The sequence below is a fragment of the Antarctobacter sediminis genome (assembly GCF_019218285.1).
Classification (GTDB): domain Bacteria; phylum Pseudomonadota; class Alphaproteobacteria; order Rhodobacterales; family Rhodobacteraceae; genus Antarctobacter; species Antarctobacter sediminis.
This window is the reverse complement of sequence record NZ_JAHUZG010000001.1, coordinates 1,297,380-1,320,684: the sequence shown is the minus strand read 5'-3', so window position 1 is coordinate 1,320,684 and position 23,305 is coordinate 1,297,380. Positions and strand designations below refer to the sequence as shown.

Below are 23,305 nucleotides of genomic sequence, written 5' to 3'. Positions count from 1 at the left end.
AAGCGGTCAGAACAGGGGCTCGCCGGGGCTTAAGGCGCGGGCGGCGACGGGCGGGTCTTCCGGCAGATCTTCGCCGATGACCAAGTATTCGCAGGCGTCCATCTCTCCGGCGAACCAGCTGGCCAGGGCCACGGAATCGCGCGGTTGCACCTTGGGGCCTTGCGTGGCGTCGAGCACGATCTTGGACGGCGCCCAGACGCAGATCTGGCCGTTCTTCATCGCCCAGTCCAGTTCCGTCCGCGTGGCCACCACCTTGGCCCGGTCGTCACGGGCGGCAAGGCACCAGGCATTCTGTTCGATCGACAGCAGGTCGACCCGGCGCTGGGTCATCTTGTGATTGGTCTGCGGGATCGGCAGGTCAGGCTGACCGACGCAGAGGATCAGGGGGGCGCGGCGCGCCTCCAGCTCGTCCAGCCAGCGGGGCAGGCGATCATCCGCCATGGCGGCATTCGACACAAAGACCACCCGCGGGTGCGGACGTTCCTGGGCCACTTCCTCGGCCTTGGTGTTCAGATGATCGGCCACGTCGCGGCGCGAGCGCACGATCTCGACCCCCAGCGCGCCGGGCCCACGATCCAGCTTTTCGATGCGCACGAAGGCGCGCAGCGCCTGCGGTTCCAGCAGGATACGTTCCGCAATGCGTTCGGCCAGCGTTTCCAGCAGGTTCAGCCGCTCGGCCTCCAGCTCGTGGCTGATTGCCTCGGTCACCCGGTCGTAGGACAGGATGCGATCCACGTCATCGTCCAGCGAACCGGTGAAGGGGATGACCTCGACCACCACGTTGAACCGGACCCGCTGGCTGGTGCCGCGTTCGGCCTGAAAGGCGCCGATGTCGACCTCGACCACATGATCGCGGACCGAGATCCGGTCATGCGGCGCTTCGCCGGCGGTGGCGATGCTGCGTTCCGAAGGGTGGGCGAAGGCTAGGCGGATGTCGCTGGGCATGAGGGGCTTTCGTCTGGCGTGGTGCTTCACGCTATGGAAAAGGGCGCCGCGCGGTTTGCCGCGAGGCGCCCTGTTGCGGTCGGTTTGCGACCGGTTATTCGCCGCGCCATGTGTGGCGGTAAAAGATGTGGACGCCATGGGCGTAGGTCTTGGTATATTTCCGCGCCCACGAGGGCGAGACCCATGTGGCGTGATAATGCGTCGCGCCCTTGGTCAGACCGGTTGCCTTGCCGTCCAGCACCGCTCGGGCGACCTTGCCGACCCGGCTCCATGCGCGCTTGTCGTCGATGTGTTCCGGGCGACCGTCGCAGGTATAGGTGAACTGGCAGGCGAACTTGCGCCCGGTGCCCTGATTGACGACGCCGCAGACCGAATTCGGAAAGCGTTTCGACGCGACCCGGTTCATGATCACCTCGGAAACGGCGAACAAACCTTCAAGCGTTTCGCCCCGGGCTTCGAAATACAGTGCCTCGGCAAGGCACTGCCATTGCGCGCCACCCTTGGGCGCGGGTTGTTTGGCCAGCCAGTCCTTGGAATAGGAAAAACCGCCGCTGACGGTGCCCGCCGCTGCGGGCGTCGGTTTGACCGGTGTCACCAGCCCCTTGAGGTGGCTGTTTCCGACGCGCGCAAGGGCGCGGCTTTCAAGTGTCAAAAGCGTCTGCGCGCTTCGCGCCGGGTCGGCAGAAACCGGGCTGGAAAGCAGGGCCAAAGGTCCGGCAGCAAGGGAAAGGGCCGCAAGGACGAGGCCACGGCGCAGGGCAGTGGATATGATTTTCATGTCGAAGTTATCCCCCAATCGAGCATGCATTGCGTGGTGCCTCACGTCACGCAACGCCGAACTGCTTATCTAAAAATGCTTTTTGGGTAAAGGCGACGTTAAGTAAGGGCGGCGGTTTGCCACCGACCTGTGTCGACGAGTCCGCGCGGACCCCGGTTTGGCCCTTGTTCCCTTAGCGTTTGCGCGGGCCGGCAAGGCCCCTGTCCTTGAGCGCAAGCTGTGCCGCAGCCAGCCGCGCGACGGGCACGCGGAAGGGCGAACAGCTGACGTAATCCATGCCTGCCGAGCGGCAGAAGGCAATCGATTCGGGGTTGCCGCCATGTTCGCCACAGATCGACAGGGTGACTTCGTGGTTGGTCGACCTGCCGCGCTGCACACCAGTCGCCACCAGTTCGCCCACGCCTTCGACATCCAGCACGTGGAACGGGTCTTCGGTAAAGACCCCTTGGGTGACGTAATCGGACATGAAACGCCCTGCATCGTCGCGGGACAGCCCATAGGTCATCTGGGTCAGGTCGTTGGTGCCGAAGGACAGGAAATGACAGTAGGGCGCGATTTCATCCGCCCGCAGACAAGAGCGCGGCGTTTCCACCATGACGCCAAGGCGATAGGTGAAATCGCGGCCACGTTCAGTGCGCACCGCGGCGGCCACCGCCTCGATTCGGGTGCGGATCAGTTCCACCTCGCGCTTGGCCGAGACCAGCGGCAGCATGATCTCGGGCACCACGGGGGCGCCTTCGCGACTGGCCTCCAGCGTGGCCTCAAAGATGGCGCGGGCCTGCATGTCGTAGATCTCGGGCACGGTGATGCCCAGCCGCACACCGCGCAGGCCCAGCATGGGATTGTATTCGCCCATCGCCTCGACCCGGCGGGTGACGTCGGAGACCGGCAGGTTCAGCGCCTCGGCAAGGTCGCGCAGCCCGGCGCGGTCGGTGGGCAGGAATTCGTGCAGCGGCGGATCGAACAGCCGGATGCAGACCGGCAGCCCCTCCATTATCTGAAACAACTCTTTGAAATCGTTGCGCTGCATGGGCAGCAACAAGGCCAATGCCGCCTGCCGGTCCGCAATCGTATCGGCAAAGATCATCTCGCGCATGGGGGTGATACGGTCGGCTTCGAAGAACATGTGCTCGGTGCGGCACAGGCCGATCCCCTGCGCCATGAAATTGCGCGCCGTGGCCGCATCGGCGGGCGTGTCCGCATTGGCGCGGATGCCGATGTCGCGGGCATCGTCGGCCCAGCCCATCAGCGTGTTGAAGGCCTCGTCCAGCGCGGCCTCGACCATTTCGGGCGCGCCCAGCAGCACCTCGCCCGAGGTGCCGTCCAGCGTGATGGTCTCCCCCTCGCGGTAGGTCTTGCCGTCGGCGCCCTGTATCGTCTTGCGTTGCAGGTTGAACCGCATCCGTGCCGCGCCCACGACGCAGGGCAGGCCCAGCCCGCGCCCGATCACCGCCGCGTGGCTGGTCATGCCGCCGCGCTCGGTCAGCACGCCCACCGCCGCATGCATGCCACGCACATCCTCGGGCGAGGTTTCGCGGCGCACGAGGATACAGGGTTCGCCGCGCGCCGCGCTGGCCTGAGCCTCGGAGGCGGAAAAGACGATCTTGCCGGTGGCGGCCCCGGGACTGGCGGCGATGCCGCGCCCGATGACTTCGCGCCTGGCATGGGGGGCCACCTGACGGTGCAGCAGTTCGCTGATGGCGCGCGGTTCGATGCGCAGCACCGCCTCTTCGGGCGAGATGATACCGTCCTGCGCCAGTCGCACCGCGATGCGCAGCGCGGCGCGCGAACTGGCGTTGACGCGCACCCCGTCAAGGATATGCACCTGGCCGTTCTGGATGGTGAATTCGATCTGCATCTCGGCGCGCAGGCGGCGGCGCATCAGATCGGCCTGCCGGGTGAGATCGGCAAAGGCCTCGGGGGCCAGTTCCTCAAGCGAGGGGCCACGGGGATCGCGGGTCAGGTACAGGCTGGCATTGCCGCCGTGCAGCGCCTCGCGTCCCTGGCTTTGCGACAGGTAGCGCCCGGTGATCTGCGGCAGGCCGGTGTCCGTGTTGACCAGTTGCAGCACGCCCGAACCGCATTCGCCATGGCCCAGCCCCAGCGCCATTTCCTGCACCACCAGGCCAAGCCCCGCATCGACCGGCGCGCCCTTGGCCTGGCGCAAGAGGCGGGCGGAGGTGCCTTCCCATGCGCGGGCCATGGAGCGCAGGACCTCGCGCAGCTGGCGGGCGGGATTCTGTGGAAAGGGTTCCTCGGCTTCTTCCTCGTAGGCGCGCAGAGCGGCGGACAGACCGGCACAGCCGGTGTCCTCGATCTCGTCGAAAAGATCGGGGTCAAGGCGGGCGACATGAATCGCATAGGCCTGCACGAAACGCAGGTAGAGCCCGGCGGCGGCTTCCTTGCCGATCTCGTCGGCCATTTCGACAAAGCGGGCGTCATTCATGCCGATGTTGAGGATCGCACCCGGGCCGCCCCAGTCGGGGTCTTCGGAGGAGGGGCGCACGCAGAGCAGAGCGCCGGGATCGAAGGCGGCGATCAGCGCATCGGTGTCGGGAAACTTGCCGGCGGCGATGCGGTGCACCGCGTCGAAGGACAGCGCCACGGTGCGCGGCACGGGCATGTGCAGGCGCACCAGCCGTTGCAGGCATTTGGCGCGGCCCCCATGCGTCGGGGTCGACATCGGCGCATCGGGGGTGATGACCGTGACATTCGGGTTCTGGCTATCGGGTTTCTGCACTGCAGCGCCTCCGGGGTGGGGTGCAGAATAAGCGCTGATGCCCGCTTGGCAAGCGTGGAAAAGGGGGGCGGCGCTCCCACCCGCCCACCCCGCACCGCCCCCCTTTGGGCCAGTGGCTTGGGCGCGGTGAACAGGGGCGTCGTGGCAGCGGGCGTTTGCCACCATGGGCGCAGAGTTGCGGCCGGGCCGAGCCGGTGCGCGCTTGTCCCCAACCGGCCGCGCGCGAATCGGCGGCGCGTGTGTCCGGCGCTGTCCGGGAAAGGACGGCCCCCTCCGGAAGGAGGGGGAAGCTGGATCAGCCTTCGACCTTGGTCAGGTCGGCGACTTGCAGGCAGGTCTTGCGGATCGTGCCCAGCATGTTCAGGCGGTTGCGGCGCACCACCTGGTTGTCGGCATTCACCTGCACCGCTTCGAAGAAGGCATCGATGGGCGCGCGCAGAGCGGCCATCGCCTCCATCGCGGTTTCGAAATCTTGGGCCTTCATTGCCGGGGCGATGCGTGCCTCGGCGGATTCGAGCGCGGTGAAAAGGGTGCGTTCCTCTTCGGTCTCGGCGAATTTCACGTCTGCGCCAAAGCTGTATTCGACGCCGTCGTTATCCTCGGCCTGGGTCAGGATGTTGTTGGCGCGTTTGAACCCTTGCAGCAGGTTCTCGCCATCCTCGGTGCCAAGGAAGGCCGAAAGCGCGCGCGCGCGTTTGACCACCAGCGCGATGTCGTCGCGGCTCTGCATGGCAAGGCAGGCGTCGATCACGTCGTGGCGGATCCCCTGATCGCGCAGGAAGACCTTGAGCCGGTCATGGAAGAAGCCCAGCAGATCCTCCGACAGATCCGGCACCGGGGCGACCACCGGTTCGACCTTTTCGGGGGCTTTCAGCTTGTCGCGCAGCACCTCCCATGCGGCCCCGAAAACGCCGTGGTCGGCGATCTCGTCCACCAGTTGTTCCAGTTCGGCGCGCTGTTCATCGGCCAGATCGCCGTCCCGGAGCGCGATCTTGTGGCGCACCAGTTGCGCGTCGATGTAGCGGTCGAGGTTCAGGCGCAGGTCGTTTTCCAGCACCAGCCGGATCACGCCAAGGGCGGCGCGGCGCAGTGCGTAGGGGTCCTTGGACCCGGTGGGCTTTTCGTCAATGGCCCAGAAGCCGGTCAGCGTGTCCAGCTTGTCCGCCAGCGCCACGCTGACAGAGACCGGCGCGGTGGGCACGTCATCGGAAGGGCCCAGCGGTGCATAGTGGTTTTCGCAGGCGGCGGCCACCTCGGCGGGCAGGCCTGCGGCCTCGGCATAGTAGCGGCCCATGAGGCCCTGCAATTCGGGGAATTCATAGACCATTTCGGACGAAAGATCGGCCTTGGCCACATCCGCCGCTTCGCCCGCGAGGTGGCGGTCGGCGCCCGCGGCGGGGGCGATGTCACGCGCAAGCGCGGTGATGCGCGCGATCCGGTCGCGCTGCGATCCCAGTTTGTTGTGGAACGTGACGTTGCCCAGGCGGTCGGTCCATGCGGACAGGCCTTTTTCCTTGGCCACCCGCAGGTCGTTTTCCCAGAAGAACCGCGCATCGGACAGGCGGGCGGCCAGCACCTTCTGGTTGCCGGCGAGGATCGTCGCGCCGTTGTCGGCGGTTTCGATATTGGCGACGGTGATGAATTTCTCGATCCGCCCGGTGGCCGGGTTGCGCACCGAGAAGAACTTTTGATGTTCTTTCATCGAGGTTTGCAGCACCTCGGGCGGCAGGCCAAGGAATTCCTCGCCGATGTCCCCCATCAGCACCACGGGCCATTCCACCAGCCCGGCGACCTCTTGCAACAGGCCCTTGTCCTCGACTACTTCCAGCCCCTGGGCGAAGGCCATGTTGGTGGCGTCGTGCCAGATCGTGTTGGCGCGTTCTTCGGGGTTGAGGATCACGAAGGCGCGTTTCAACCGGGTTTCGTAATCTTCGAAACTGGTCACGTCGAAGGCGCCAGATCCCATGAAACGGTGGCCCTCGGTGGTCTGACCGGCGGCGATGCCGTCGATGGTCACGTCGATCGGGTGGTCGCCGCCTTCGTCATACATCAGGCAAAGGATGCGGTGCAGCGGGCGCACCCAACGCAGGGTTCCGGCCCCCCAGCGCATGGATTTCGGCCATGGGAAGTTGCGGACAGTCTTTTCCAGCACCTCGGCCACGATCTGTGCCGCCGGGCGGCCCGGAGTGACGACGGTGGCATAGTAGAAGGCGCCTTTTTTCTCTTCGCGCTCTTCCAACTGGTCGCGGGTGACGCCCGCGCCGCGCATGAAACCTTCGAGCGCCTTGTCCGGCGCGCCCACCTTGGGGCCGCGGCGTTCCTCGCGCAGGGTGGGGCTTTCGCCCGACAGCCCGTGTACGGTCAGCGCCAAGCGGCGCGGGGTCGAAAAGGCTTCGGCCCCGGAATAGGTCAGGCCGGCCTCGACCAGACCATCGGTCATCAGCTTCTTGAGGTCCTGCGCGGCCTTGGCCTGCATGCGGGCGGGAATTTCCTCGGAGAAGAGTTCGATCAGGAGGTCGGGCATCGTGTCACCAGCAGAAGTCTGAAGATCCGCGTCTGCGCGGGGTCGTCGGGTGAGTACCTGCCCGGAGCCTTGGCGGCAAGCGGTTAAGCGGTGGTCGTGTCCGGGGGCGGGGCAGGCGGGTGTGTGGAGGTCGCGAGGGGCCGGGATGTCTTGCGGGTGGTGAGCATGGGGAATGTGCGAGGGGCCGGGCCGCCTTGCTGGTGGTGAGCGTGGGGAATGTGCGAGGGGCCAGCCCGTCTCGCCGAAGGCGAGCACAAAGAAAAAGCGAGGGGCCAGCCCGTCTCGCCGGAGGCGAGCACAAAGAAAAAAGCGAGGGGCCAGCCCGTCTCGCCGAAGGCGAGCACAAAGAAAAAAGCGAGGGGCCAGCCCCTCGCGCTCCCCGGGATATTTCTGGACAGAAGAAGGGGGGACGGTGGTTCTGGTGGGGCGGGATGCGCAGTGTTGCCGCTGGTTGGGGTCACAGTTGGCGGATATTGCGGCGGTCTTCCTTGATGCGGTGGTAGAGCCATTTGTCCATGGTGCGCGCCAGCAGGGCGTTGCCGCTGAGGAACAGGCGGCCTTCGTCCAGTTCGCGGGGGATGGTTGTGCGGCTGAGCAGGATCGAGGCGAAGGATACGCGGTCGGTTTCCACGAAAAGGTCGACCTCATGGCCGGGGTTGGTCGAGCAGATCTCGACCGGGAAGCCGGGGCGGCTGAGCGCCCAATAGGTGTCGTATTCCAGTCCGGGGTCGCTGAACCGGAACTGGATCACCACCTGCCGGTTCGGCAACTGGTCGACGTGGATCAGCTTGCGCAGGCTCCACATGAGGTTGGAGACGTCGAGGTCCGAGAGGGCGACGCGGGCTTCTAGGTTGCATTGCGCCCAGGCGGCCAGCGCGTCCAGTGCAGGTTCGAGGGCGATTGCGCGTTCGGTCCGCAGGTAGTCGACCTGTCCGCTGGCCGGATCCTCGATCCGTTCGATCAGGCCTTGGGCTTCCAGTTCCTTGAGACGTTTCGACAGCAGCGCCGGGGAGATGTTGCCGACGCCGCGGCGGATGTCGTTGAACCGGGTCGAGCCGCCCCACATCTCTGACAGGATGGGGATGGTCCAGCGCGGTTCAAGCACCTCGCAGGCATGGGTCATGGCGCAGAGCAACCCGTAGGGCTTGGAGTTCATGGCCTGTCTCCTGTTTGGACAAGCCTAGCAAACCGGGGCCCGGGCGATCCAGTTCACATTCTGTACCGGGGGCGCTTCAGCTTCTGCACTCCCTGCAAGGGGGCGCGGTCCGGCAGTCTGTCAGGCATCCAGATTTGAAAAGGAGACCGACATGCAGGACCCTGCTTTCCTCGCCCACAAGCGTTATTTGAAGGATGTGGAACGCGCGGCCAGCCCCGGCGGGTTACGCGCCTATCGAACCGAAAAGACCCGTGACCGGCGCGGGCTGGTCAAGCTGGTTTCGGTCGCGGCGCTGGTCTTTGTGCCGGTGATAATCCTGGGCGTGGTTCCGCCGTGGATCGCGTGAGGGGCGGCGTGGGGCCGGGATCGGCCCCGCGCGTTCAGTTGCGTGGCGGGCAGTCGTCGCCCAGCGGCGTGCCGTCATAGGCCTTGTCGCCACATTCGTTGATCTCGTGCCAGATATAGCCGCGACCGTCGTCGGTGATCGCCACCACGCGGTCGATGCCGAATTCGAGGTTGCGCTGGCCGGTGAAGACCTGCGCCTTGCCTGCGGCGATGGTATCGCCCAGCGTTTCGGCGTCGAAACAGTCGAACCAGCCCGGCGCGTTGCGTGGCTGGCTGCCTTCGTAGGGTTCGAAGGTTTGGGCGGCCTCGGCCGGGGTCACATCCGTCGTGAAACAGGCCCGGAAGCGGATCGGCGAACTGTCAGCGTCGATGGCGCGGAAATCGCTGTGGGGCAGGGCGATGCGGTCGCCTTGCAGCGTTGTCAGCATGACATCCTCGGGGCCGGTGGCGTCGAGGGTTTCGTAAAAGTAGTAGACCTGGGCGTAATAGACCACGGCGCCAAAGATCAGCGCCACGGCCACAATCGCCACCGCCATGAATTTGCCTGCGGTCATCTTTGCCCCCTGACTGGCGCGGTTATGCCGAATGGCCGCCGGCCTCGGTCATCACGAAAGCATCGGCGCACATCTTGGCCAGCGCGCGCACCCGGCCGATATAGCTTTGGCGTTCGGTGACCGAGATCACGCCGCGCGCGTCCAGCAGGTTGAAGATGTGGCTGGCCTTGATGGTCTGGTCATAGGCGGGATGGGCCATGACGATGCGGCGGCCCATCTTGGGGTCCTGCGGCTCCTGCGACAGGATGCGGGCGCATTCTGCTTCGGCCTCTTCGAAATGACGCAGAAGCACGTCGGTGTCGGCCACGTCGAAGTTCCAGCGCGAAAATTCCTCTTCGGTCTGGCGGAAGACATCGCCATAGGTCAGCGGCTGCGGGCTTTGCGGATCGTTGAAGGGCATGTCCATCACGTGGTCGATGCCCAGAACATACATGGCCAGACGTTCCAGACCGTAGGTCAGTTCGCCCGAGACGGGGGTGCAATCATGCCCGCCGACCTGCTGGAAATAGGTGAACTGGCTGACTTCCATACCGTCGCACCAGACTTCCCAGCCAAGCCCCCATGCGCCCAGTGTCGGGCTTTCCCAGTCGTCTTCGACAAAGCGCACGTCATGCAGCGACATATCGATGCCGATCGCTTCGAGGCTGCCCAGGTAGAGGGCCTGAAGATCCGGCGGCGAGGGTTTGATCAGCACCTGGTACTGGTAATAATGCTGGAGCCGGTTTGGGTTTTCACCGTAGCGGCCATCGGTCGGACGGCGCGAGGGCTGCACATAGGCGGCGGCCCAGGGGCGCGGACCCAGCGCGCGCAGGGTGGTAGCCGGGTGAAAGGTGCCGGCGCCCACTTCCATGTCGTAGGGCTGAAGAATCGCGCAGCCCTTGGTGGACCAATAGGTCTGAAGGCGCAGGATGATCTCCTGGAAACTGCGTGGCGTCTGCAGGCTCTCGGCCATGTCAGGGCTCCCTTTTTTCGGCTGGCGCCTGATTAGGGCGGTGCGCGGGCGGGGTCAATCTGATAGGAGAGGCGCGCCTCACGCCCTTTTTGCGTGCATGTGGCCCGGCTTCTGGTAAGACTCGGTCGGTGGATAAGGTTGAGATTGTAAACCCAAGGGGTCCATAACTCCCATGAAAAAAAGACTATTTTCGGTCTTCATCGCTTTTGTGCTGGTCGTGGCAGCCGCACTGGCACAGGATGGTCCGGCAGCGCAGGCAGCAGATGACATCGTCTATATCCAGGTCGAGGCGCGGACCTCTCTGGCCAGCGCGCAGGACAGTGTGCGCGATTACGCCGGCCGTTTGCCCGATGTGAACGGTTTTGCGTTGGGTGGCGGTTGGTACGGCATCGCGCTTGGCCCCTACACGCGGGCACAGGCGCAGGCGCAACTGAATGCGCTGTTGCAGTCGGGCAGCATTCCCGCGGACAGCTATCTTGAGGTCTACACCGCCTTTGGCCAGCAGTTCTGGCCGGTGGGGGCCCGCAATGACGGCGCGCCCGTGGTGCCCGTTCCGCAGGTTACCAGCGACCCGGCAGCGCAACCGGCACCAACCCCGCAACCGGTGCCGCAGGCCGATCCCGTGGCCGAGGCCGCCGAGGTGGATCCCGCGCCCGCTGCGCCGGAGATCCCCGAGGAAACCGTGCAGGAGGCGCGCGCCTCGGAACGGGCGCTGACCCGCGAGGAACGCGACATGTTGCAGATCGCCCTGAAATGGGCGGGGTTCTATGATGGCGGCATCGACGGCGCCTTTGGCCCGGGGACGCGCGCCTCGATGTCGCGCTGGCAAGAGGCCAACAACTTTGACCCGACCGGTGTGCTGAGCACGCGCCAGCGGGCCGAGCTGTTGCGGCAGTACAATGCCGTGCTGGAAGGCATGGACATGCAGCTGGTGCAGGATGCGCAGGCCGGGATCGCGATGCAGATGCCGCTGGGTGTGGTCGCGTTCGACCGCTATGAATCTCCTTTTGCGATCTACAAACCCAAGACGGACATGGGCGCGCGGGTGATCCTTGTCAGCCAGCCGGGCGATTCCACCAGCCTTGCTGGTCTGTACGAGATCATGCAGACGCTGGAAATCATCCCTGTCGAGGGCGAACGCAAGCGTGATGCGCGCGGCTTCAACATCACGGGGGCCAACGACCGGATCGTTTCGCATTTCGAGGTCGGCCTGCAAAACGGCGAGATCAAGGGCTTTGGCCTTGTCTGGCCCGCCGGTGACGAAGAGCGCCGCTCGCGCGTGCTGAAGATCATGCAGGACAGCTATGCCCGGCTGGACGGGGTACTGGACCCGGCGCAGGTGACCGACGATGGTCAGGCGGTGGATCTGGTGTCGGGGCTGAAGGTGCGCACCGCCAAGGCCAGCGCCACCGGCTTTTTCATCGAAGCACGCGGCACGGTGCTGACCTCGGCGGCGCTGATCGCGGGCTGTGAGCGGGTGACGCTGAACGGGGTGCATGACGCGCGCGTACTGGCCGTGGACGAGGCCCTTGGCATTGCCGTGCTGACCCCGCGCGACCGGCTTGCGCCGCGCCGGGTGGCGCAGTTCCGTTCGGGTGAGTTGCGCCTGCAATCCGAAGTGGCCGTGGCCGGATTTTCCTTTGGCGGGGTCCTGACCGCGCCGACGCTGACCTTTGGCACGCTGGAGGATCTGCGCGGTCTGGGCGGCGAGGACAAGGTCAAGCGGCTGGCGCTGTCGGCGCTGCCCGGTGACGTGGGCGGCCCGGTCTTTGATGCCGGTGGCACGGTTCTGGGCATGCTGCTGCCCAAGGAAACCCCCGGTGGCCGCGTCCTGCCCGAAGAGGTGAGCTTTGCCGCCAAGGGGGACATGATCCTTGATTTCCTGCGCAACAACGGCATCCAGCCGGTCTCGCGCGGGGGGCTGAGCCCGCTGGCCCCCGAGGATCTGACCGCGCAGGCGGCGGAAATGACCGTTCTGGTCAGCTGCTGGGAATAACCCCGCGCCGATCACAGCCCAATCGCCGCCCCGGTCGTCTGACCGGGGCGGTTTTCTTTGTGCCTTTGCCCGGAACGGGCGGGATGAAAGGCCGGCGGCCGCCGGAAACGGATCGCAAGCGCCGGAGTGCCAATCCCGGCCCTGGAGGCATCATGTGCCCCGTACTGCGCAGATCGAACGGACCCCGAGGGAGGGGTGCTGATCCGGATTACTGGTCGACCGCCGCAGGTTTTGCCCCACGGCGGTTAACGTTTGCTTGCGGCACCGTGCGCAGGGCTATCCCCGCAACCGGTGGTGCAGCAGGATCGGCACCACCAGATCCTCTTCGTCGGTCAGGTGGCGATGCAGAAAGCCGCGCAACCTTTCGGCGTGATCGCGCACCGGGCGCGCCTCTTCGGCCATCTGGCGCGGGTCCAGTGTGGCAAGCTGGACCGTGCGGTTGGCCCCGCGGGTGAAACGGTCCAGCAGGTCGTCCAGCGCGAGGTGATCGCTTTCCAGCATCTCCAGCCCCTCGGCAAAGCGCGGATCGGCGGCTTCGAGTTCGGGAAAGAACTTGCGGTCTTCCCATGTGTGGTGGCCGTGCAGGTTGCGCACCAGAAGGTTGCCGAAATGGGCCAGCCGACCGGCATAGGCATCTTCGGACAGATCCTTGTTCAGGAAGGCTTCGCTGTCCTCCTGTACGATCTCGGCCAGTTGGCGAAAGCCCTGATGGGCGCGCATCCAGTTACGGGTGCTGTCGGCAAGATGCGGATGCCTGTGCCAGCCATCGCGTGGCAAGGTCCGCAGCAGCGTCTGCATCTCTTCGGGCAGACCGCTGCGGGTTTCGATTGTCTGGGTCATGGGCAGGAAATGGGCGGAACGTTATGGTATAACAATCCGCGGGACCGCACAGCCGGGGGCCGCCGCCGCACAGTCCGGCCAAAGAAAAACGCCCCCGCGAACGGGGGCGTTTCCATGTTCCGACCGGCCCCGGACCGGGGCGCGGAGATCAGTTCTTGGACTTGTCGACCATCTTGCCGGCCGAGATCCAGGGCATCATGGCCCGCAGCTTTTCGCCGGTTTCTTCGATCTGGTGTTCGTCGTTGATGCGGCGGGTCGCCTTGAACGACGGCTGGCCCACGGCGTTTTCCAGCATGAAGTCACGCACGAATTTGCCGGTCTGGATGTCGGTCAGGACCGCTTTCATCCGCGCCTTGGTTTCTTCGTAGGGCAGGATCCGCGGACCCGAGACATACTCGCCGTATTCGGCGGTGTTCGAGATCGAGTAGTTCATGTTGGCGATGCCGCCTTCGTAGATCAGGTCCACGATCAGCTTCACCTCGTGCAGGCACTCGAAATAGGCCATTTCCGGTTCGTAACCGGCTTCGACCAGGGTTTCGAAGCCCATGCGGATCAGTTCGACCAGACCGCCGCAGAGAACGGCCTGCTCACCGAAGAGGTCGGTTTCGCATTCTTCGCGGAAGTTGGTTTCGATGATGCCCGAGCGGCCGCCGCCGATGGCCGAGCAATAGGACAGGCCGATTTCCAGCGCCTTGCCGGTGGCGTCGTTGTGAACGGCCACGAGGCAGGGCACGCCGCCGCCCTTGGTGTATTCGCCACGCACGGTGTGGCCGGGGCCCTTGGGCGCCATCATGATGACGTCGACGCCGGGCTTGGGTTCGATCAGGCCAAAGTGCACGTTCAGACCGTGTGCAAATGCAATGGCCGAACCTTCGCGCAGGTGATCGTGCACGTATTTCTTGTAGGTCTCTGCCTGAAGTTCGTCGGGCATGGTGAACATGATCACGTCACACCATGCTGCGGCTTCGGAGATGCCCATGACCTGAAGGCCTTCGGCTTCGCACTTGGCGCGCGAGGGCGATCCTTCGCGCAGCGCGATGGCCACGTTCTTGGCGCCACTGTCGCGCAGGTTCAGCGCGTGGGCGTGGCCCTGCGAGCCATAACCCAGAATGGCGACTTTCTTGTCCTTGATCAGGTTCACATCGCAATCGCGATCGTAGTAGACGCGCATGTCGGCGCTCCTTCCTTGGTCTTGTTGTTCTGCCCGGCAATCTACGCCCCGCGCAGTGAGAGTGGTTGCGTTTTTTGAGTATTTTCACCAAGAAGAAGCGAAATCATTCGTCAAGTTGGGGTGCAGTGGAGAAATCATGCTGGATGACACGGATCGGCGCATCCTGCGCCACATGATGGCCGAGCCGGAGATGTCCGGCGGCGCGCTGGCGGAACGGGCCGGGGTCACGGCCTCGACACTGGCGCGGCGGCTGGACCGGTTGCGCGCCTCCGGCGTGCTGACGGCGGTGCGCGGGGTGATCGACTGGCGCGCGCTGGGATACGAGGTTGAGGTCAGCCTGCGGGTGACGCTGGACAAGACGCAGGCGCGCGCCTTTGACGAATTCATCGCCGCCGCGCGCGAGGTGCCCGAGGTGCTGGAGATCCAGACCTTTTTGGGACAGGTGGATGTGCGCCTTTCGGTGATCGCGCGCGATATGGCCCATTACCAGCAGCTTTATCGCGAACAGTTGCTGACCCTGCCGCATATCTCGGACATCGAGGCATTGATGCATGTGGCGCGGGTCAAGGAGCAGGAGGCCTTGCCGCTGTGATCGAACTGGACGAGACCGACCGCGCGCTGGTGCGGGCGCTGGCGCAGGATGCGGGGGCCTCGGCGGGGGCGCTGGGGCGGCAGTTGGGCCTGTCGCAGCCCGCCTGTTGGCGGCGGATCAAGCGGTTGCGCGAGGCGGGGGTGTTTCGCGGTGCCCGGCTGGAAGTGGACGCTGCGGCGCTTGGGTTCGGAGTGACCGTCTTTCTCGGCGTGAAACTGGCGACGAAGGGGCGAGTCAGCCTTGAGGATTTCGAGCGCGCCGTTTCGGCCATTCCCGAGGTGCAGACCGTGGAACACGTGCTGGGGGCCTATGATTACCGCCTGCGCGTCGTGGCGCGCGACCTGCCGGATTTCGAACGGGTGCTGCGGCGGCGCATCATGACTTTGCCGGGTGTCGGCAATCTGGACGCCAATGTCCTGTTGAGTGAGGAGCGCCGTCCCGGGCCGCTGTAAGCGCTGGCAAGACTTTTCCGGGGGTGACGTCGCGAAACTCATGGCGGCTATGCAATCTTGGCCGTTTAAGAGACGCGGCAGGCACATCATATCTCGCCCCGCAGACAGAAGCGTTCCCCGATGATGGGGGCGTACTGCACATGATGAATGCCATGAGGACTACAATGAAGACGATCCTTGCCGCGGCCCTGCTGGCTGCGACCTCTGGCGCCGCCCTTGCCGACGACGTCGTATTGACAAAGACCCTGTCCGGAGCCGCCCTGCACGAAGGCCCGGTGAACATGAACCTGTTCCTGGTGGAAGACGCTGACGATGTTCAGCTGGTCGCCTCCTATGTCACGGGGAAACCCAAGGAAGGACCCGCCCGCCTGGTGATGCGCCTGGCAGATGGCGAGAAGGTCGTTTTGGGCCTGCCCGGTGCGCCCGGCTATCATTTCAGCTTTGCCCGCGCGGGTGACGCGGTTTCCGTGTCCAGCTATCGCTATAACGAGGCCGTGACCCACTGAGGGGCAGGCCCGGCTCTCCCAAGAGGGGAGAGGAAAGGAAACAGGCGGCGCCCGATGCGCCGCCTTTTTTCGTTCCGCGGGTCGCTGACGGGCTTTCCGCGGGCTGCCCGACGGGCTAGCACTGGGCAAAACTTGGAGGAAACGCGATGGCCTTGCGTGACGATATCGACCCGACGGGTCTGGAAGAATTCTCGGTGGTGTTCACGGACCGCTCGCTCAATCACATGAGTGCCACCTTTCAGCAGGTGATGCGCGATATTTCAGGAATGCTGCGCGAGGTCTACAAGGCCGATGGCGTGGCGGTGGTGCCCGGCGGAGGCACCTATGGCATGGAAGCGGTGGCGCGCCAGTTCGGCAAGGGCGCCGATGTTCTGGTGGTCCGCAATGGCTGGTTCTCCTACCGCTGGTCGCAGATTTTCGAAGCCGGTGGCTTTGGCGGTGAAACAACAGTGATGAAGGCCCGGCGTGCCGGAAATGCGGTGGACGCACCCTTTGCACCTGCGCCGATCGAAGAGGTCGAGGCCCGCATCGCCGAGGTCAAACCCGATGTCGTCTTTGCACCGCATGTGGAAACTTCGGCCGGGGTGATCCTGCCTGACGATTACGTCACACGTCTGGCCAAAGCTGCACACGAGGTCGGTGCGCTGATGGTGCTGGACTGTATTGCTTCGGGTTGCGCATGGGTCGATATGAAGGCGACGGGCGTCGATGTTCTGATCTCGGCGCCGCAAAAAGGCTGGTCCGCCACGCCCTGTGCCGGTCTGGTCATGATGTCCGAGCGGGCGCTGGCACGGCTTGAGGAAACAACCTCGGACAGCTTTGCCGTGGATCTCAAGAAATGGACGCAGATCATGCGGGCCTACGAGGATGGCGGCCACGCCTACCACGCCACCATGCCGACGGACGGACTGCGCGCCTTCCGCGATACCATGGCGGAAACTCGGGACTACGGATTTGACAAACTGAAAGAGGCGCAATGGTCCCTGGGCAATGCCGTGCGCGCGATGTTTGCTGAAAACGGTGTGAAATCCGTCGCCGCCGAAGGCTACGGCGCGCCGGGGGTTGTGGTCTGTTATACGGCGGATCCCGAGATCAAGACAGGCAAGGCCTTTGCCGCCCATGGTATGCAGATCGCAGCAGGCGTGCCGCTGCAATGCGATGAGCCGCCGGAGTTTTCCACCTTCCGCATCGGTCTTTTCGGTCTCGACAAGCTCTATGACGTCGACGGGACTGTCGCACGCTTGCGCAAGGTGGTTGACGAGGTCCTCTGAGGCGGACCGAAAAAAGGGGGCTCTGCCCCCGTCTCCCTTCGGTCGACTCCCCCGGAGTATTTTTCCCAAGAAGAAGCCGAAAAACGCGCGCTTTGAGTTTCTTCTGTCTGAAAATATCCCTGGGGTGAATTGGCCAATAGGCCAAGAGGGGGCAGCGCCCCCTTTTTTTCTTTTTCTAACTGCGCGCGCCAAGGCCCATTTGCATCAGCGTTCTGCGTACCGGCTTAAGGCTGTAGAGCGCATCGAGGCCCTTGGCGCGGATATCGCGCAGTGGTTCGGCCGAGAGTTGCGAGATCCGGTTCAGTGTTGTGATGCCGGCAACGCGTGTGCGGATATCGGGCATGCGGGCGTCATGGTAGGTGTCCAGCATCTGCTGATTGCCAAGCGTTTCGGGGTTTTCCATGGCGAGGTCGCGCAGGGCGGCGATGTCGTTCAGGCTCATGTTCAACCCCTGGGCGCCGATGGGTGGCACCACATGCGCGGCTTCGGCGATCAGGGCCAGTCGCTGGCTGCTCAGGCGTTCGGCCTCTTGCGCGATGATCGGCCAGATTGTCCGACGCGAGGCCAGTTTCAGCGGGCCGAACAGGCGGCAGGATCTGTCGGACATTTCTGCTTCGAAATCGTCTGTGTCGAGCCTGCGCAGGCGTTCGGCCTTGGGGCCGTCTTCCATCCAAACCACGGCCGAGCAGGGCATGCCTTGATGGTCGGGTAGGGGGACAAGGGTGAAAGGGCCGCCGGTGCGGTGGATCTCGGTCGAGACATTGCAATGCGGGATCGGGTGGGTCACCGCGAAAGCCAGTGCCTTTTGTCCGAACCGCGTGGTGCGGACGCCGATGTCTGCGGCCTGTCTCATGGGCGAGTTGCGGCCGTCGGCCGCGATCACCAGCCGGCAGCGCAGGCGGCTGCCATCGGAGAGGGTCACGCGGGCTTCGCCGTCGCGGGTGAACAGCGACGTTGTGCCGGTGCCGGGGCGGAAGTCTACATTGGCCAGTTCGCCCAGTCGCGCGGCCATTTCCCGGCGCAGCAACCAGTTCGGCAGGTTCCAGCCGAAGGGCTTGTCCGAGATGTCTCCGGCGTCGAAATCCTTGGTCACGCGGGGTTCGGCCACGGGGCCTCCGGCGTCGACGATGCGCATTACCTGTAATGGCATGGCGTGATCGGCCAGGCGCGGCCAGAGGCCGATCTCATCAAGGAAGGCCTGCGCGGGTTGCAGAAAGGCGGTGGTGCGCAGGTCGGCGCCTTCGGCGGCACTATCGGTGACGGGCGGCGAGGGATCGACGCAGAGGGTCTTGAACCCGGCCGAGGCAAAACCGGCGGCTGCGGTCAGTCCCGCGATGCCGCCGCCCGAAATGACGATGTCGTAATCCATGGCTCTGCCTCCTTTTCCCGGCAATCTAGGGCGGGGCGGTGCCATGTTCCATGCGGCTTACTTGCCGACGCTGATCAGGATCAGCAGCGCATAGGCCACGGGCACAAGCGCCAGCGCCGTCATGGCAAGACCCGGCAGGCCGAAGAGAATCGTCATGCCCGCGCCGAGGGCGACCAGCACGAGAGCGATCAGAAAGAAGGTCTGTTCGCCCGAGAGCGCCTGTTTCGGCGCGGTGTCGGTGGTGGTTGTCTCGGCGATGGTCATATTCGCGTCTCCTTATTCGAGCTGCGTTTGATTTAGCATTCTGCGGTGCAGCGAACAGGTGCGAAATGACGCATGCCGGAGGACGTGTTCCAGCCGCCCGGTGCTTAGCGCAGGTGGCGCAGGAACCCGCCCAGATCGTCGGTATGGTGGTGGATATGCGGCGCGGGGACAGGTTCTGGCGCCACGTGGACCGTCTGCATGCCCATGGCATGAGGGGCGGCCAGGTTGCGGGGGTCATCCTCGAACATGGCGGCCTCGGTCGGGGTCAACCCGTCGCGGGCAAAGACGCGTTCAAAGGCTTCTGCCTGGGGTTTGGGCGCGAAATCGGCGTGCTCGACGCCATAGATCGCATCGAATGCCGCATCCAGTCCGCGCGCCTTGAGGACCTGTGCCGCATAGGGCGCGCTGCCGTTGGTATAGACGATCTTGCGGCCGGGCAGATCCGAAATCAGCCGGGCAAGATGCGGGTCCGGTGTCAGTGCGTCGAACGAGATGTCATGTACGTCCACGAGGTAATCTTCGGGATCGATTTCATGGTGGGTCATCAGGCCCGCCAGCGTGGTGCCGTAGCGCGCCCAGTAGTCGCGGCGCAGATGCGCGGCTTCTTCGGCGGCGGCGCCGGTGACGCGCATGACATAGGCGTTCATGCGGGCTTCGATCTGGTCGAAGAGCCGCACCGCCGGAGAGTAGAGCGTGTTGTCCAGGTCAAAGACCCAGGCCCTTACATGGGCAAATCTGTCCTTGGTCATGGCGTCTAGCTAGGGTGTTTGCGGGCGCGCGGCAATCCGCGCCGCTTGAACCCCCTGCATCGGTGACGTTATCGTGACGCGATGGACGCAGGGAGGGTTCCGATGGCCGAGGCCAAACCGGCACAAAAAGATGCCTATACGATGATCCTGGAAGCGATCGATTCAGGTATCTACAAGCCGGGGGACCGCCTGGTGGAAAGCGAACTGGCGGACCGTTTCGGCGTGTCGCGGACGCCGATCCGCGAGGCATTGCAGCGGTTGGAAACGCAATCGCTCTTGGCGCGTGACGGGCGGTCGCTGATTGTCGCCTCGCTGGATCACAACCAGATGGCCGAGCTTTATGCCGTGCGCTCTGAACTGGAGGGGCTGGCGGCGCGGCTGGCGGCGCGCCATGCGACCGAGGAAGAAGTGCGCGTCCTGCGCGACATGATCGAGGAGGATCGTGCGCTGTTGAATGATCCGGCGGCCATGGCGCGGGCGAACCGGCGTTTTCACCGCATGATTCACCTGTCTTCGCACAACCGCTATCTGGTGCAGCAACTGGACCTTGTCTATCGGTCCATGGCGCTGATGGCGACGACCTCGCTGGCGGTGCAGGGGCGGGGCGAAATTGCCCTTGGCGAACATGACGCCATCGTCGAAGCGATTTCCAAGCGGGATGAGGATGCGGCCTACAAGGCGCTGCGGGACCATATCTCGGTTGCCTTCATCACCCGCCTGAAACAGGACAACGCCGAACACATGTCGATCTGACCGCCGGTTATGCGCCTAGCCCTCGGGCGGGGTGTCGGTGCCGGGGCGGTCGGGGGCGGATTTGCCGTGCTGGGTCTTGTCCCAGTAGAACGGGCTTTTCGCGGTTTCCCATAGCGCCTTGTAGATCGCCGCAGTGCCCAGCGGGAAATAGGCGAAAAGCGTTGGCACCCATGGAAACAGCGCGCGGTGCGGGCTGCGGGCCAGTGCGGCCAGTCCGATGACAATCGACACCGCTTCGGCGCTGAGGAACAGCGCGGTCAGTCCAAGGATCAACGGGCGTGTCAGGACCGGGTCCAGTGGATGCGGCAGGCCAAACAGGATCAGCCAGAAGGACCAGAGCACCGGTGCCAGCGCGAATTGCACGAGGGTTGTCAGAAAAAGGATCTGAAAGCCGGTAAAGCGTTTCGGCCCCAGATCGCGCCACAGCCGGACCGGGCGGCGCGAGTGCACCCACCACGTGATGCCATAGCCCTTGAGCCAGCGCGAGCGTTGCTTGATCCACGGCCAGAACCGGTTGTTCGCTTCTTCGCGCGTGACCGAGGCAATCAGTTCGGTGCGGTAGCCGTGGCGGGCCAGCCGCACGCCCAGATCCGCGTCCTCGGTGACGTTGTGCGCATCCCAGCCGGAGACCTTTTCCAGCACATCGCGGCGGAAAAACACCGTGGTTCCGCCCAGCGGCACCACGAGGCCCAGCCGGGACAGTCCCGGCAGCATGATGCGGAACCAGCTTGCGTATTCGATGGTGAAACAGCGTGACAGCCAGTTGGCGCGCGGGTTGTAATAGTCCAGCACCCCTTGCAAGCAGCCGACCTCGGGCTGGGCGCGGTCGAAATGGCCCACGACGCGGGTGAGTTGATCGGGGGCGGGGGCGTCTTCGGCGTCATAGATGCCGACGATCTGGCCCCGGGTGAACCGGTAGGCATAGTTCAAGGCGCGGGGTTTGGTCGTGATCTGACCGGGCGGCACGGTGATCGTGCGCATCCAGGCGGGCAGGCGCGTGCGGGCAAGCGTTTCCCGTGTCAGCTCGTCTCCCGCTTCCAGAACAAGGACCACATCCAGCAGGGCCTTGGGATAGGTCAGGCGCGACAACCGCGCGACCAGCGTCTGCGCAATGTCTTCCTCGTGGTAAAGCGGCACGAGGATCGACACCAGCGGCGGGTCATCGGGCAGTTCGGCCCGCATCGGGACGTGCCGTCTGGGCAGGGCTGTCAGCGCCGCCAGCTTGAGCACCTGCGCCAGCAAGAGCGACCCCAGCGCCAGGCCAAGGGCAGCGGCAAAAAGCAGACGCGGCGCGAAGATCAACAACAACAGGCAGAGCAGCCCGGCACCGGTTGCAAGCAACCGCGTGCGCGGCGTCACCTGCCCAAGGTCGCGACAGCTGTCTTCGGCGGGAACCCATGTTTCGGCCTCGGCGGCAAGTTGGGCCCCGGCGCGGGCCGAGATTTCCGCGTGAATGTCGGATTCCAAAGCCAGCGCCATGACCACCGGTCCGATGTCCGGTGGCAGTTGCGGCAGAAGTTTCGGGTAGTCCTCGGGGCGCGAGGTGGCAAGGAACAGGGTTTCGCCCACCCGCATCCATGGCAGCACGCCGTGCTCAAGGCAAAAGGCGGCAGGCAGCACGTCGGTCAGATCGGGATCTGGCGGGCTGTCCTTGCGGCGCAGGACGAGGGCACCGAAGTGCTGGGCCTGCGCGTTGAGAACATCCTCGCGAGAGGCGATGGCCTCGGCCACGACGACCTGCGGCACCGGTTGGCCGATGCGGCTTGCCTCGGCCATTGCGCCCAGCATTTCCGTCGGCGCAACCCGCCCTTCGTCCATCAGGATATGGCTGATGGGCTGGCCTCGCCGGGCCTTGGCCTGGGCCAGTTTGGCCTCGGCAAGATGGAGACGATTGTCGGACATGCCGCGTCCCGGTTGCGATAATTACCGGAACGTTGACACTCAAGAGGTAAATGAAGTCTTAAGCCACTGGCTAAAACTTGATGGACCCGTGCTGGCCGGACACAGGTCCGGCCAGCACATCAATGGTCAGGCCGCATCGTCCATCGAGGCCGCGAAGCGTTCGAACAGGTAAAAGCTGTCCTGCGGGCCGGGGCTGGCCTCGGGGTGGTGCTGCACGCTGAAGACGGGGCGGTCAGCGAGGCGGATGCCACAGTTCGACCCGTCAAAAAGCGAAACATGGGTTTCCTGCACACCCTCGGGCAGGCTCTGGCTGTCGACGGCGAAACCATGGTTCATCGAGGTGATCTCGACCTTGCCGGTCGACAGTTCCTTGACGGGATGGTTGGCACCGTGATGGCCGTGGTTCATCTTGATGGTCTTGGCCCCAACGGCAAGCGCCAGCATCTGGTGCCCGAGGCAGATGCCGAAGATCGGCAATTGCGTGTCCTTGAGCAGACGTTGGATCATCGGCACGGCATAGGCACCGGTGGCCGCCGGATCGCCCGGGCCGTTCGACAGGAAGACCCCGTCGGGATCATGCGCCATGACCTCGTCGAAGGTGGCGGTGGCGGGCAGGACGGTCACTTCGCAACCCGCCGAGGCAAGGCAGCGCAGGATGTTGCGTTTGGCGCCGTAATCGACCGCGACAACCTTGTGCCGCGCTTCGGTCTGGCGCTGATAGCCATCGGGCCATGCCCAACGCATCTCGTCCCAGCGATAGCTTTGCGCGCAGGTCACATCCAGCGCGAGGTCCAGCCCCTCGAGACCGGGGAAACCGCGTGCCGCCGCGACCAGCGCATCGGTGTCGAAATTGCCCTCGGGGTCATGGGCGAGCGCGACGTGAGGCGCGCCCAACTGCCGGATGGCGCGGGTCAGGCGACGGGTGTCGATGCCGCCGATGGCGATGCGGCCGCGTGCGGCCAGCCAGTCGCCCAGTTCCTGTGCCGCCCGCCAGTTCGAGCTTTGCGTCGGCATCCATTTCACGACCATGCCCGCGGCCACCGGATCGCCGGTTTCATCGTCCTCGGGGTTTACGCCGGTGTTGCCGATATGCGGGAAGGTGAAGGTCACGATCTGGCCAGCATAAGAGGGATCGGTCATGATCTCCTGATAGCCGGTCATGGCGGTGTTGAAGCAGAGCTCTGCCGTGGTCTGCCCTGTGGCGCCGAAACCGGTTCCATAGAACAACGTCCCGTCGGCAAGGGCAAGGCAGGCGGTCGGGCGTGCGTGATCGGCAGGCATGGGCAGAACTCCGGTGGCGGCAAATTGGCCGGAACCTAAGGCCGGGCGGTGCCGTGGTCAAGACTCTCTCTGAAATCAAAGATGTAGCGTTTTCAATGGGTTGACTTGAAATTGCTGCGCTTGCAACAGGCGGCGTCCTGAAGTAGGGTCACAATTTCATGAACC

Annotated in this window: 20 protein-coding genes and 1 pseudogene; 7 read left to right on the top strand and 14 right to left on the bottom strand. The window is 64.7% G+C overall.

Annotated elements, in window-relative coordinates:
- Window positions 1-6 precede the first annotated feature (6 nt).
- The 5 genes from KJP30_RS06350 to KJP30_RS06330 form a co-directional block, all read right to left on the bottom strand.
- A complete protein-coding gene (locus KJP30_RS06350; protein WP_218448135.1) occupies window positions 7-945 on the bottom strand; it encodes a dihydroneopterin aldolase in 939 nt (312 codons plus the stop codon).
- Window positions 946-1,039: 94 nt separating this feature from the next.
- On the bottom strand, window positions 1,040-1,723 hold the full coding sequence (locus KJP30_RS06345) for a cell wall hydrolase (RefSeq protein ID WP_218448134.1): 684 nt from the start codon (window positions 1,721-1,723) through the stop codon (window positions 1,040-1,042).
- Window positions 1,724-1,895: 172 nt separating this feature from the next.
- Window positions 1,896-4,406: a putative PEP-binding protein gene (locus tag KJP30_RS06340; RefSeq protein ID WP_218448448.1), complete on the bottom strand. Its 2,511-nt coding sequence runs from the start codon at window positions 4,404-4,406 to the stop codon at window positions 1,896-1,898.
- A gap of 352 nt (window positions 4,407-4,758) precedes the next feature.
- Window positions 4,759-6,987: a glycine--tRNA ligase subunit beta gene (glyS, locus tag KJP30_RS06335; RefSeq protein WP_218448133.1), complete on the bottom strand. Its 2,229-nt coding sequence runs from the start codon at window positions 6,985-6,987 to the stop codon at window positions 4,759-4,761.
- Between the two features lie 457 nt (window positions 6,988-7,444).
- Window positions 7,445-8,143 (bottom strand): winged helix-turn-helix transcriptional regulator, encoded by a 699-nt coding sequence (locus tag KJP30_RS06330; RefSeq protein WP_218448132.1) that lies wholly within the window; start codon window positions 8,141-8,143, stop codon window positions 7,445-7,447.
- A 151-nt stretch (window positions 8,144-8,294) separates the two neighbouring features.
- Here KJP30_RS06330 and KJP30_RS06325 point away from each other — a divergent pair, with 151 nt between their 5' ends.
- Complete coding sequence (locus tag KJP30_RS06325; RefSeq protein WP_218448131.1) at window positions 8,295-8,489, top strand: hypothetical protein; 195 nt, start codon at window positions 8,295-8,297, stop codon at window positions 8,487-8,489.
- 34 nt (window positions 8,490-8,523) lie between these two features.
- On the opposite strand, the gene KJP30_RS06320 is transcribed toward KJP30_RS06325, so the two are convergent.
- Together KJP30_RS06320 and KJP30_RS06315 are read right to left on the bottom strand one after the other, a co-directional pair.
- On the bottom strand, window positions 8,524-9,042 hold the full coding sequence (locus KJP30_RS06320) for a DUF6446 family protein (protein ID WP_218448130.1): 519 nt from the start codon (window positions 9,040-9,042) through the stop codon (window positions 8,524-8,526).
- Window positions 9,043-9,064: 22 nt separating this feature from the next.
- A complete protein-coding gene (locus tag KJP30_RS06315) occupies window positions 9,065-9,994 on the bottom strand; it encodes a glycine--tRNA ligase subunit alpha (RefSeq protein WP_218448129.1) in 930 nt (309 codons plus the stop codon).
- Window positions 9,995-10,166: 172 nt separating this feature from the next.
- On the opposite strand from KJP30_RS06315, the gene KJP30_RS06310 reads away from it, so the two are divergent.
- On the top strand, window positions 10,167-11,990 hold the full coding sequence (locus tag KJP30_RS06310; RefSeq protein WP_218448128.1) for a serine protease: 1,824 nt from the start codon (window positions 10,167-10,169) through the stop codon (window positions 11,988-11,990).
- Between the two features lie 276 nt (window positions 11,991-12,266).
- On the opposite strand, the gene KJP30_RS06305 is transcribed toward KJP30_RS06310, so the two are convergent.
- Window positions 12,267-12,830, bottom strand: coding sequence for a hemerythrin domain-containing protein (locus KJP30_RS06305; RefSeq protein WP_218448127.1), 564 nt, complete (start codon window positions 12,828-12,830; stop codon window positions 12,267-12,269).
- Between the two features lie 148 nt (window positions 12,831-12,978).
- Window positions 12,979-14,016 (bottom strand): annotated as a pseudogene (gene ilvC, locus KJP30_RS06300) (ketol-acid reductoisomerase); the annotation flags it as partial.
- Between the two features lie 121 nt (window positions 14,017-14,137).
- Between ilvC and KJP30_RS06295 the strand changes: the two are divergent.
- From KJP30_RS06295 to KJP30_RS06280, 4 genes are all read left to right on the top strand, one after another.
- Window positions 14,138-14,593 carry an Lrp/AsnC family transcriptional regulator gene (locus KJP30_RS06295; RefSeq protein WP_218448125.1) on the top strand — a complete coding sequence of 152 codons (456 nt, stop codon included), beginning with the start codon at window positions 14,138-14,140 and terminating at the stop codon, window positions 14,591-14,593.
- Window positions 14,590-15,045 carry an Lrp/AsnC family transcriptional regulator gene (locus tag KJP30_RS06290; RefSeq protein WP_218448124.1) on the top strand — a complete coding sequence of 152 codons (456 nt, stop codon included), beginning with the start codon at window positions 14,590-14,592 and terminating at the stop codon, window positions 15,043-15,045. The genes KJP30_RS06295 and KJP30_RS06290 overlap by 4 nt, the downstream gene beginning before the upstream one ends.
- Window positions 15,046-15,197: 152 nt before the next feature.
- Window positions 15,198-15,551, top strand: coding sequence for a hypothetical protein (locus KJP30_RS06285; protein WP_218448123.1), 354 nt, complete (start codon window positions 15,198-15,200; stop codon window positions 15,549-15,551).
- A 146-nt stretch (window positions 15,552-15,697) separates the two neighbouring features.
- Window positions 15,698-16,822: an aminotransferase class V-fold PLP-dependent enzyme gene (locus tag KJP30_RS06280; RefSeq protein WP_218448122.1), complete on the top strand. Its 1,125-nt coding sequence runs from the start codon at window positions 15,698-15,700 to the stop codon at window positions 16,820-16,822.
- A gap of 175 nt (window positions 16,823-16,997) precedes the next feature.
- On the opposite strand, the gene KJP30_RS06275 is transcribed toward KJP30_RS06280, so the two are convergent.
- The 3 genes from KJP30_RS06275 to KJP30_RS06265 form a co-directional block, all read right to left on the bottom strand.
- Complete coding sequence (locus tag KJP30_RS06275) at window positions 16,998-18,191, bottom strand: UbiH/UbiF family hydroxylase (protein ID WP_218448121.1); 1,194 nt, start codon at window positions 18,189-18,191, stop codon at window positions 16,998-17,000.
- Window positions 18,192-18,248: 57 nt separating this feature from the next.
- Window positions 18,249-18,455 (bottom strand): hypothetical protein, encoded by a 207-nt coding sequence (locus KJP30_RS06270; protein ID WP_218448120.1) that lies wholly within the window; start codon window positions 18,453-18,455, stop codon window positions 18,249-18,251.
- A 104-nt stretch (window positions 18,456-18,559) separates the two neighbouring features.
- A complete protein-coding gene (locus KJP30_RS06265; RefSeq protein ID WP_218448119.1) occupies window positions 18,560-19,204 on the bottom strand; it encodes a pyrimidine 5'-nucleotidase in 645 nt (214 codons plus the stop codon).
- A gap of 102 nt (window positions 19,205-19,306) precedes the next feature.
- Here KJP30_RS06265 and KJP30_RS06260 point away from each other — a divergent pair, with 102 nt between their 5' ends.
- Window positions 19,307-19,957: a GntR family transcriptional regulator gene (locus KJP30_RS06260; protein ID WP_218448118.1), complete on the top strand. Its 651-nt coding sequence runs from the start codon at window positions 19,307-19,309 to the stop codon at window positions 19,955-19,957.
- Window positions 19,958-19,972: 15 nt separating this feature from the next.
- Here the strand turns inward: KJP30_RS06260 and KJP30_RS06255 are convergent, their stop codons facing one another.
- Together KJP30_RS06255 and carA are read right to left on the bottom strand one after the other, a co-directional pair.
- A complete protein-coding gene (locus KJP30_RS06255; protein WP_246594365.1) occupies window positions 19,973-21,859 on the bottom strand; it encodes a glycosyltransferase family 2 protein in 1,887 nt (628 codons plus the stop codon).
- A 126-nt stretch (window positions 21,860-21,985) separates the two neighbouring features.
- Complete coding sequence (carA, locus tag KJP30_RS06250) at window positions 21,986-23,140, bottom strand: glutamine-hydrolyzing carbamoyl-phosphate synthase small subunit (RefSeq protein WP_218448117.1); 1,155 nt, start codon at window positions 23,138-23,140, stop codon at window positions 21,986-21,988.
- Window positions 23,141-23,305: the final 165 nt, after the last annotated feature.